This is a genomic window from Caballeronia arationis (assembly GCF_001544975.2).
Lineage (GTDB): Bacteria > Pseudomonadota > Gammaproteobacteria > Burkholderiales > Burkholderiaceae > Caballeronia > Caballeronia arationis.
In genome coordinates, this window is record NZ_FCOG02000171.1 from 1 (window position 1) to 10,683 (window position 10,683).

A 10,683-nucleotide genomic window follows, 5' to 3' on the forward strand; every position below is an offset into this window, starting at 1 on the left:
GAGCGCACGTACGGATCTGCGGAGGGGGTGATAGGCGACTGTCATTCCTACTCCAACAGACAATCCGAGCCGGTACATCGCGCGCCTTGCTGAATCAAATCGTCAAGGCCGCTGGGCCGCGCTTCCGATTTACCTGCGCTTGTTTCTTCTGTAACCTTCTTCATTGGTGGTGGATCCCGGTTTGGCTGGTTGTTACTCTAGACAAGCAACATTCTCAGCTAAACCGCCACCGCCTTCAAATCCCTGCCTCACCCGAACACCAGTTCCGACCATAACTCGTCCTGCAGCCCCGAGTGCCAATATGTTCTGGAAGAACCGAAAATTAAATGTCCAGGTTATGAAGAGCCGCTCCGAGTCAAGTAATGCCGAGGGCTACCAAGATGATGGGTATTCTTGGTTGGCTGAAAATCGATGACGAGGCGAGCAATGAACGCCGAGAACCGGAACAGGTTGAAGAATTAGTCGATCGGGTCAAGGCGCTAATTCCTCGTCTGCGAATGGCACGGCGCTCGCACGAACGGCTGGCGCCAGCCGTCGCGGAATCGCTCCGGTACGCGACCGACCTGGTCGGATCCCTACGTGCGCCCCATGAGGCCAGTTCATGTGCATGGGCTACGGATCCTTACATGCTTGCCTTTTTCGCCAGGCGCGAAGATCTGGCGGAAAGAATTAGCCGGTCGGAAGAATTGCGTGCGTACTTCCAACAGAACCCTGATTCGGAGCACGCTTATGCGGTGCTCGGTATGGCACTGAAGGAACGTCACGTACTAGGGGTCGCACTCGAGGGAGAAATTGTACATCGAGATGTCGCTCAAACTACAGTTTGCTTTGGTGACCATCGCGTACGTATCTGCAGCCGATCGGAATCGGATCTGCGGCGAGAGGTCGTAAGGCGAGTGATAGACCAGCTAGCATTCACGGGGCTGGGAAAACTAGCGAAAGATCATCGTGATGTCCTTGAGCAGGGCCGCGCGCTGCTCAAGAGGCGGTTACGCTTGCTAGAGCGCGAAGGCACAGGCATGCGTTCCGTGTGTGGCGGCGGTTCTCCTGTCACACGCGAAGAACTTATTCAGCTTCAGGCACAGATTGAAAATAACTCCCGGCACCTCAGTGAGTTGAGTGTTCCGACGGACGCTCTTGAGCGTCAACTCGACGGGGTTTGCCGGGTTCTGATGGAACCAGAAAAGCACGTGCGCCTTATCAAAAAGAATATTCGATTGAACCCGATGAATGTAGTTCAGACAGGTGAGAGTGTGCAAGCCGCGGATGATCTCGAGTTTCACATTGCATTCCGACGAGGCCGCCTCAAGTCCGTGCGGTAGCCCTTGTACGGTTTGCCCGCGCCGAGTTGTTGCCAGGCGGATTGCTTCTCGATCAGGTGATGCGCGAACTATAGCCCATAGCTGTAGTATCTATCTAGCGGGCTTCCCGACGTCTGCTGCCGACCCACAAAGGGCCGGGTAGGCAGAACGCCTCTCTCCATTGCACAATCGAACCGGCCATTACACCTTCGACTCACGCGTGCGGCCGACATTTCGAGGCCTGCGGAGAGGAACTTACACGTGTCGACCGTCCACCGCTTTCCACCGGGCTTGATCTAAATCAACTGCGCTTACGTTCGCGGGGATCGTCTCCCGCGACCTGTAGCGACACCAGTCGCGCCAGTATAATTGCTGGATAGAGTTGACCGATTAGCGCCTCAACAATTGCAAGCGACCTTGCAGCATGAGCGACGGGTGTGATGTCTCCATAACCGACGGTCGTGAGCGTGACGAAGCTCAAGTAGATCCAGGTCGAGCGATCGGCAGGAATGTTACCGTGCGAGACTCCTAGATAAGCGCCCGAATCATAGATGCTGATAAGTTGATATGCCTCCGACCAGACGACCCCGATCAGTATATAGAGTGTAATCGCCCCAAGTATCCGGTCGAATGTTGCTGTACCGGCGCCAAATACCTTGATTCCGATTGCCGCGGCAAGCAGGCCGAGTGCAACTAGGGCTGTTTCATCGCGAAGCGCTGTTGCCAACCCCGGTGACAGGAACCATCCCGCCGAGCGGACCACGATTGCGATTCCGGCGACAATGGCAATGGGGATCAGGTGCGCGCGGTAGTCCGATACGGCCACTACACCGCTAATTAGAACCAGCGAAAGCAGCACATCCTGAGCAATCTTTGCCAGAACGCTTGTCGGTGCGATGGTGAATGGAACGACAAACACAGCGAGGATGGCAAGCGCCAGGAGCGCCGCCATACTGCTAATCCGCAGATTCGCTGCACGATCAAACAAACGATGCCCTTGTGTCATTGTCGCTCCGGGTCCATCTCACCTGTGCGTGTGTCCTCCCGCCGCTACGTTTGTTCCCAGCGGGTCAAGCTGCGATGCACCCGAGAACACGCAAAGGAGCGCCACCCAAAAACTTTCAGTGCGTCTCGATTTTATTTCTGCCGAGGTCGGGCGGCTCATGCTCCGGCGCATCATTATTCAACTTCGCAATCGCTGTCGTGTAGCGGCTGATGCCAGGAAGTCCCGTCAGTCCGTGAGCGAAAATGCTGAGCAGTACAGTTGCTGCTACGGCAAGCTTGATGGTGGGTTCTCCCGCCAGTTTTGTTTCACCCTCGAGATAGACGAGTCCGAGGACGATGGACGCCAGCCCCCGCGGGCCGAACCAGGCCATGAATAGTATGGTCGGCCGGCTAAGGCCCGTGCCTCTCAGCGCAATCGCCACCGGAATCATGCGAATCAATGTCAGACTCAGCACGCCGTAGGCGACGATGGCAAAGGTCAAGCCGGCCCAGAACCGGGGAACAAATAAACCGAAGAGGAAGAAGACGAAATAGTTGAGGAGTTGCCCCCATTCCTCAGTGAACTCGACGCTGTGTTTGCCAACCTCGCTGAAGCCTGCTTGAGTAAAAAGCCCAGCGACGAATGCCGCAATGAACATGCTCGCGCCGATTGCCTCCGAAGCGAGCACGCAAGCGAGCGGCAGGGCAACGACGCCGAGCTGCGCGAGCGGTTCGGCCATCCATTCTTTGCGACGAGCAAGCCCTAACATCCAGCCGCCCGCAAGCCCGACGCCGAGTCCGACCAGCGCTCCGTAGCCGATCTGCTCAAGGAGGAAGCGGGCGAGCACTGAGGCACCGCCGCTCTCCTCTTGGGCCACTGCTAACGCGATAAAGAACATCATGAAGGGGACCGCGAGCCCATCGTTAAGACCCGCCTCGACATTCAGTGCCTGGCGAATACGTTGTGGCACGAGCTTGCTGTTCACGATTACTTGTCCGAGCCCGGCATCCGTCGGAGCCAGAATCGCGGCAAGGATGCCCGCTTCCCACCAGGTGAGGGTTCTGAGAACGATCATGGCACACAGGGCGCCAACTATGATTGTCAGCAACATGCCCGTGCTTAACAAGCGAACAGGCAAGTTGGTGTGCCCTTTGAGCATACGAGGAGCGACGCGTGAAGCGTCAGTAAAAAGCGTCATCACGAGCCCCAGTTCGGCAACCAGCAACAAGCCCTTGCGGTCAAGCGCGAGTTCGGTCAGCGCCTCAGGCGAAGTCGCCATGAGCACACCAGCCACGGTGAACAAGATGGGCGCGGTAAGGATCGTTCGCTCCAGCCGCCGCGATATCAGGCTGTAGAGAAAGACAACTGAAATGAACGCGGCGATAAGGACCATTTAGTGAAGTCTCCGTGTATGCCGTGTGAGCCTTTCCTTCTTATGGATATCTCGGACAGATTGATTGCCGCCACAATGAAGATCTCTGCGGGAGCCCGAGATGAGAGGGAACTGCCCGCCGCGGCAAGGCCACGCTAAACAAGCTAATGGCAACGCGCTTCGCGGGGGCTGTCTTGCCTGCCTTCGTCCAGTTAGCAAGGAGCGCCTGTGCTCGATCCGGTCGCAGCATGGCATGCACAGAGCTGTTGCCTGGCCTATTCAGCGCACAACGCTTTCAGAATCCGCGCGTAAGGACGTCATCGTTCATTGGACACCCACACGGAGCGGTGGACGTTGACCTGAATCAACTCGCGCGTTTGTATCGACGGCGGCGCCGCTCAATCGGGCGGCCGTAGGCATCCAAGGAGTGCGTCCTACGAATGACTTGCGGACGTGACAAATCGATTCCAGCGATTGAGAACTCCGGCGTACGACGCCTAACCCGACACAGGGTCGTCGCCTGAGCGATAGCGCGCTTTTAGATCATGGAGATAAGGTCGCGCAGCCTGAAGGGAAAGTGGCGAGGACGAACGAACGCCGACGTTGTTTGGCGTGGGGAAGTGCGCGGGCGCTCTTGCCGGCGCCTGGCGCCCAGCTTTGCCGCGATCTCGTTCCAAGTTCGATGCTGAAGCCCCTTAGCGTCTCCCTTGCTGCTACGAACGGTGGCAGAATGAATGTGACGGCACGCACGGCTGGGGTCCAAAGGCTGTGCCCATGCCCCGGAAATCAACATCAGAATCATCACCGGCGACACCATCGCAGCCAACCGGCTGGTCATGGCTGACATGCCTTTTTTTTTACTTCATCCTCGTCTGCCGGGCAGTACTTCGCCTTGTTGGCCGCCTGTCACAGCAGGGCTTCCTCGCGGCAGTCCGGCTGCTTTCGCGCGTTATCTCGTAGGGGGTGTCCCTGCTTGCGGGCCTTCGCGCTGCGGCTGAGTGACGACTTCCGCCCTGACGTCCCGCAGAAGCCGCTGGAATTCGGGCGACACCTTGATGATTTTTGTTGCAGCGGCCCGCAGGCGATCGACGGCCTCGGGCGGGAGAGCGAACGACGTGGGCAGTTCGTTCAGATAGTCCCGTTCCGCCTTGTCCGTGAGCCGGTTGAACGACACGTCGATGGTATAGATTGTCGCGTTAGGCGTACGCAGATCGGCTACCAACTTAGTGTCCGTGCTTCTAATAAATGCAGGCGATTCCCGAAGCTGGCGCATGGATTCCCACTGCGCCTCGGTGTCCTTCAACAGCTCAGTCGCTTCATATGAGTAATGGTCAATCGGAACGCCTGCGGCTTTGAGCAGAATCGGGACCGTGCCCGGCGGGGATTCGGATTTGTCCCATTGGGTCTTAGGGGAGGACAGTGAATTGACGACAAAGACGACGATCCTGTGTATGCGATCGAATGGCGTGGGCTGATCGATTGAATACAGCGTTTCCATGATTTCGAGTGCATCCAGGACGCTGCGCATCCCAAGATTGTCTGAAATGCCGCCGTCCACGAGGTGGATATATGGTCGGTTGGCGCTGTCTTCGAACTCCGCCTGCTCCGTCATATGGCGGGTGGTGCGTGCGGCAGGCCGTGGAGGGTTGTCGGTGTCGACAAACGGCTTCAACCAGGCAGGAGGCATATAGCCGCAAGTACCGCCGTAATTGTTCAGTGTTACGGGCGATAACACCACGGGTACCGCAGATGATGCTGCCGCGGCGCGGGAAAGAGGCACCGCACTCAGATCAGAGCAAAGCACATCGAATGTGCCCTGCGCAAAAGGCACGCTGGTACCCGTGGAAATGTCCGTGGCCGACGCGACGATAAATGGACCTTTGCCGCGATTGATATCGCCAAAGGTAGCGCCATTGAACAAGATCTCGTCGTACAGGTCGGCGGCCAGTTCAGAGCGGCCCCAGCCACGCGACCATAGCGACGGCCAGCGAGCCGGGTTAAGCGTGCGCCACGTGATTTCGCGCTGCACATCTCGCTTTAGAAAGCGCTGCTCGTAATCGTCGAAGAGTTTGTCACCGTAGAGCCCATAGGCCAGCGCGGTAAAGCTTCCACCTGACACGCCAGAAATGATGCCGACATTGTCAAGCAGGCGTGTCCTGTTGCCTTTCGGTCCAACAACTTCAGTGTTGCGCAGGAACTCGAGAACGCCGTACGAGAACGCAGCAGCGCGCGTGCCGCCGCCCGAAAAGGCTAGGATCACGAGGTCCTCATTGTCCGTCGAATACTGCGGGCGCGTCGTGAACCGATAGCCGGCAGCCGGATCCACGTGTGTGATCGGTGGGTTGATCGGTCGGGTCGCGCATCCTCCGAACAGGAGCAAAAGTAAAAACGCCAGCGATGTCGTGTTTGGCAATCGCATCAGGGGACCTCCGCATGCAATTCACACAGGCCGATTGCGCGCAAGTGCCATTCAGAATCTGCGCGAGACGACTCAGGGACGACGTTATCACTCATTAGACGCCGCACGGACCGGCGGACGTTGACCTGAGTCAACCCCCCCATTCGTACGTGGCGGACCTGCCGACGAACTCAGGACTGGCCTTTGAAGGGACCCGAACTGCTGCTCCCGAAACGGAGCAGTCTTCCGGAATGGTCCAGAACAGATGATGAGGTGTTCGGACCGAAGTGCAGCAATGGTCGTTCAGTTTTATGTGAGAGGACCGCACGCACTCCCAAGCGCACGCCTGCCCCGGTCGGTTCCCACAGCCGCAATTTCCTGTTTCTGCGTGCCACTAACTGGCGCAATCGACCCCACAGCCATGCTGTCGATCGGATCCCAGAGAAGCGAATCGCGCGTAGGAGGCAAGGACGGCGCTACGTTTGACCCAGCGTATCAGTGAGCTCAGTCACGTGGCATAGGAACTTGGTCCAAATGTTCGCAGCTGGCTGCAGGCCATGGGACGAACGCGCCGCACAGTGTGCCCGGTAAATGGTTCCGCGAGTCCCCGCAGCGCGGCTTGCCGCCGTCCGGCAGGAACAGGTGCGTTCCCACGGCGGCGTCACGACCAACGGCTGCCTTTCACGTATAGACCGTATATGCCCACTGGAAGCGCCGCTTGTCCGGCGCTTACGCCCGAGGAATTCGCCCGGCGCGAGCAAGCGACCTCGGCCGGCATCAGCCTGACGATGTCGGCCACGACCGGTCAGTATCTCCCATCCCGGCTGGTCAACATAGGAGCGAACCGCTGGGGATTCAGGCCGGAGATCGGCATCTCGCAGCCCTATGGAAACTGGTTCCTCCCACGCCTAGAAGGTCGTACGCCGTGCATTGACCTGGCGTGACAGAGTAGGATCTGAGGTCGGCCGAAGCCGTGTGCGTATCGGAAGCAAGGTAGGCCGTCGCATCGGCGCCGCGTCGTACAACTTCGACCGGTCTCAGCACGGCAAAGACGTCGACGACTGCCGGAGGGCCGCTGCAATCAGTTGTCGGGTACCACGGCTTTCCTTCCGCTCATGCATATTGAGAGGACGAAATGTGACCGCCGCTATCCGTCATCCGTCTTATCGGGACGACGACAGTCGTGCCGTTGGCACTGGTGACTACACCACTCGAGAATGAAGCCGTAACGAGCGGGCCAACCACCGTGCCCCTGCTGTCGAATACCCGCAGCGACCGCGGTCGCTGTCACCGTCTCCACCGTCGTTCCCCAGTGTGATCGGCGTGAATGTCAGCAAGGCAAGGCAGGAAAAGGAAGACTTTAGCAAGTCGAATCTCATGGTGTCGGATCGTACATGCGCTGACCGTTTGGTCAAGTGTTGGTAGTCGTCTGCAACGTAACGTTCACCGTCGCTGGAGAGTCGCCAAGTACGTGCACGAGGCTCTCTGTCGATCACGACGCAACGGCAGGCGAGGAGCGTCATTTGGTTGCAATATAGAACTCGCGCGACGACTAATCAAACGGAAATTGGCGCGAGAACGACTTTAATTCACCTCGGCGTTACACCATCGATTCGCGACAAGCACGACTTGCCCCTAAAAGGCTCTGGGGTGACAGTAAAGGATAGTGCACAGAATCGCGCGCGGCGGCCCGACAAAGCGGGCGGTGTTCTCGCTGCCAGCGGCCGACCGTCGCGTACGACATAATCGGACAATGTGGGAAATGGAAGTCTTACGGACGACTAAAGTGCCAGCCAGCGCATATCATGAGTTAAGGCGATTGATTCGAAATCGATGCGCCTTATGTTGTATCTGCTGCAGGGGGAGCTATGCCCACCTTCGAGCCCGTTCCGATGCCTATTCGCATACCGGCGGTTGTTGCCAACAATTGGCGTCACACGCCTCGCTTCCGGATGCTTTCCGCAATGCTGTATGCCATGGGCCTACATGGTACAAGTGTGCTTGCGGGCGGGCCGCTGCCAAACGGCGGGCAGTTCGTTGCCGGCGCTGGCACAATCTCCTCAAACCGCACCGGACTCAACATCACGCAGAGCACGCCGCGCGCGATCATCGACTGGCGCTCCTTCTCGATCGGCAATGAAAACAGCGTGAGCGTGAACAATGGCTCCGGTGCCACGCTGAGCCGCGTGACGGGTACGGCTCGCTCGGTGATCGACGGCAGGCTTAGCGCGACGGGCAGCTTCTACCTGATAAACCCGCAAGGCGTGCTGATCGGCGCGAGTGGCGTCGTTACTACTGGCGGCCGATTTGTCGCGTCGACGCTTGACGTGGGCAACGACGCGTTCATGAGCGGCGGCTCGCTGACGCTGACCGGCTCCTGCGACGCCGCAGTGGTGAACCTCGGGAAGATTAGTTCGAGCGGCGGAGATGTATTCCTCATTTCGCGAAAGCTGACCGCGAACGACGGTTCGATCCTCGCTCCGAACGGAACAGCGGAACTGGCCACCGGTGCACAGGTCTTGTTGAAGGACTCATCGAGCGGTCCGCAGGTTTTCGTACAAGCTGGAACGCCCGGGGACGTTGTGAATACTGGCACGATTCGCGCCGTTCAGATCCACCTCGAAGCGGCGGATGGCAACGTGTTTGCGCTCGCAGGCAAGCAAGGCGAACTGCATGCAACCGGCACCACCACCCGCGACGGCCATGTATGGCTGGTCGCCGAGCGAGGCACCGCACACCAACATGATCTTGTCGTCGCCACGAACGCGGAGGGAAGCGGCGGCACGGTTGATACAAACGCCAATGCGCTGCATCTGGATGACGCTAGGGTGAAAGCGGCACAGTGGAACGTGAGAGCGCCCGAGTTCAACGCGGGTCCGCATAACGCCACGACGCTATCAAAAAATCTGACGGACGGCACGTCGGTGACGGTTGACACGAGCGGTTCCAACGGCTCAAGCGGCGACATCAACATGCTATCGACGTTGCGCTGGCGAGGCGATGCGTCGCTCACTCTGAACGCGAACCACTCGGTGACGCTGGGGTCAATCACGACGATTTCGAACAAGGGCGCGGGCCATCTGACACTGCGCGCCGACGCGAGCGGCATCGACAACGACGGCAGCATCATTAATCGGGGGACGATTGATTGGTCGAAAAGCACAGGCGTAGTATCCGCTCTCTATGACATGAATGGTACCTACGCGCCGGGCACTATCAGAAGCAACGCGACGTGGCTCGCCGCGCCATACAGCGGCCTCAAAACACAGGTGACCGCCTACCAGCTTGTGAATTCCATAAACGATCTGAGCAAGGTGTCGCAAAACCTCTCGGGCATTTATGCGCTTGGTAAAGATGTGAATGCAGGTACCGCAAGTGCACAGGTCGAGCCGATTGGGATTCGAAGCGAAACAGGGTTCGCAGGGCAATTCGATGGCTTCGGACACCTGATACGAAACGTGAGAGTTTTTGACAGTCAACAGGCAGAAGGTGCTAATTCCCCGCTCGGACTTTTCGCAACGATCGCCAAGTCGGGGGTGATCCGCAACCTAGTGTTGGCAGACGCGAGCGCGAATGGGATATCCGGGCCCTTGGGAGTCTTGGCTGGCCGCTCAGCCGGATTGATCACGTATGTGTTCACCAGCGGTTCAGTTTTGGTTTATGGGATCATCGGGAATGATGCAGGCGGGCTTGTCGGCGTGAACACCGGAGTTATCTCGAGGTCGGGAAGCAGTGTCGATGTCGGTTCTCAGGGGTGGTTGGGCGGATTGGTCGGGGAAAATATTGGGACGATCACGCAATCGTATGCCAGTGGCGCAGTGGGAGGGGGGTCCCATGGTCACTCCGGTGGGCTCATCGGCGGAAACTCTGGGTTGATTCGACAATCGTACGCAACGGGCTACTCGAGCGCAACAAGCAATGGCGGGTTGGTCGATTTCAACGGCGGGACAATCGAAGAGTCTTTCGCAGCAGCGAAGGTGGATCAGGTTTTTCTGCCAACATACCGGGGTGGAATAGCGAGCCGGAACTCCGGCCATATTGCCACCGACGTCTATTGGGACAGGCAGGCGACCGGAGAGTCTGTCGGCGTGGGAAGTGGTACTCAAGTGCCGAGCCAGAATGGATTGTCGACTGCGCAAATGAGCATGAAAGCGAGTTTTGGGCCGACTTGGAACTTTGGTGAAAATGGAACGTGGGTGATTCCCTTGGGCTATCAGCATCCCGTCTTGCAATGGCAGCTGGCGAATTGATGGTTCAAAGGCGCAGTTGCCCGCCAGGACAGTCGAAGCCGCTGCGTGCAACGACGCCTCCCTCAGCCGATGCGCGGCCTGGACGATCCCGTCCTCCAGCAAGGCGTGCAGCGCGCAAGGCGACTGCTGACGAAACGACGGGGACGAAAAGTCGAACCTAGCCTGGACGCTGTGGCGAAGTCGACGCCCCGCGCAACTCGGGTGCACTTGGTATGCCAGCGTCGCCGCGTGGGCAGAAGGGCTAATGGCCGCTGCATCCCATTGCCGACCTTACCCGGATGACGGTTCGACGGACCGCTACGGGTGTGCGCCGTGAAAAGGTGGCGCTTTCCAGTGGGTGTAAGTCCCACCCGGCAAATGCTCCAGCCGGAAGCAAC

At 58.5% G+C, this 10,683-nt stretch carries 6 protein-coding genes; 3 read left to right on the forward strand and 3 right to left on the reverse strand.

Annotation, left to right across the window (positions count from 1 at the left end; genetic code table 11):
- The first annotated feature begins 380 nt into the window (after positions 1–380).
- Positions 381–1,322, forward strand: coding sequence for a hypothetical protein (locus tag AWB81_RS37410; protein ID WP_144444305.1), 942 nt, complete (start codon positions 381–383; stop codon positions 1,320–1,322).
- Between the two features lie 280 nt (positions 1,323–1,602).
- Here AWB81_RS37410 and AWB81_RS37415 read toward each other — a convergent pair whose 3' ends face one another.
- The 3 genes from AWB81_RS37415 to AWB81_RS37430 form a co-directional block, all read right to left on the reverse strand.
- Positions 1,603–2,307 carry a potassium channel family protein gene (locus AWB81_RS37415; RefSeq protein ID WP_062643016.1) on the reverse strand — a complete coding sequence of 235 codons (705 nt, stop codon included), beginning with the start codon at positions 2,305–2,307 and terminating at the stop codon, positions 1,603–1,605.
- A gap of 115 nt (positions 2,308–2,422) precedes the next feature.
- Positions 2,423–3,679 carry a cation:proton antiporter gene (locus AWB81_RS37420; protein WP_062643019.1) on the reverse strand — a complete coding sequence of 419 codons (1,257 nt, stop codon included), beginning with the start codon at positions 3,677–3,679 and terminating at the stop codon, positions 2,423–2,425.
- Between the two features lie 928 nt (positions 3,680–4,607).
- Positions 4,608–6,077, reverse strand: coding sequence for a patatin-like phospholipase family protein (locus AWB81_RS37430; RefSeq protein WP_062643023.1), 1,470 nt, complete (start codon positions 6,075–6,077; stop codon positions 4,608–4,610).
- A 677-nt stretch (positions 6,078–6,754) separates the two neighbouring features.
- Between AWB81_RS37430 and AWB81_RS47515 the strand changes: the two genes are divergently transcribed.
- Together AWB81_RS47515 and AWB81_RS37440 are read left to right on the forward strand one after the other, a co-directional pair.
- Entirely contained in the window at positions 6,755–7,000 is a 246-nt protein-coding gene (locus AWB81_RS47515; protein WP_087135457.1) for a transporter, read from the forward strand.
- Between the two features lie 924 nt (positions 7,001–7,924).
- Complete coding sequence (locus AWB81_RS37440; protein ID WP_235026105.1) at positions 7,925–10,306, forward strand: two-partner secretion domain-containing protein; 2,382 nt, start codon at positions 7,925–7,927, stop codon at positions 10,304–10,306.
- Positions 10,307–10,683 lie beyond the last annotated feature (377 nt).

Excerpts from the sequence above, each read along its gene's own strand:
- AWB81_RS37410 (WP_144444305.1), top strand. The coding sequence starts at position 381 with ATGATGGGTATTCTTGGTTGGCTGAAAATCGATGACGAGGCGAGCAAT.
- AWB81_RS37440 (WP_235026105.1), top strand. The coding sequence starts at position 7,925 with ATGCCCACCTTCGAGCCCGTTCCGATGCCTATTCGCATACCGGCGGTT.
- AWB81_RS37420 (WP_062643019.1), bottom strand. The coding sequence starts at position 3,679 with ATGGTCCTTATCGCCGCGTTCATTTCAGTTGTCTTTCTCTACAGCCTG.
- AWB81_RS37430 (WP_062643023.1), bottom strand. The coding sequence starts at position 6,077 with ATGCGATTGCCAAACACGACATCGCTGGCGTTTTTACTTTTGCTCCTG.
- AWB81_RS37415 (WP_062643016.1), bottom strand. The coding sequence starts at position 2,307 with ATGACACAAGGGCATCGTTTGTTTGATCGTGCAGCGAATCTGCGGATT.
- AWB81_RS47515 (WP_087135457.1), top strand. The coding sequence starts at position 6,755 with ATGCCCACTGGAAGCGCCGCTTGTCCGGCGCTTACGCCCGAGGAATTC.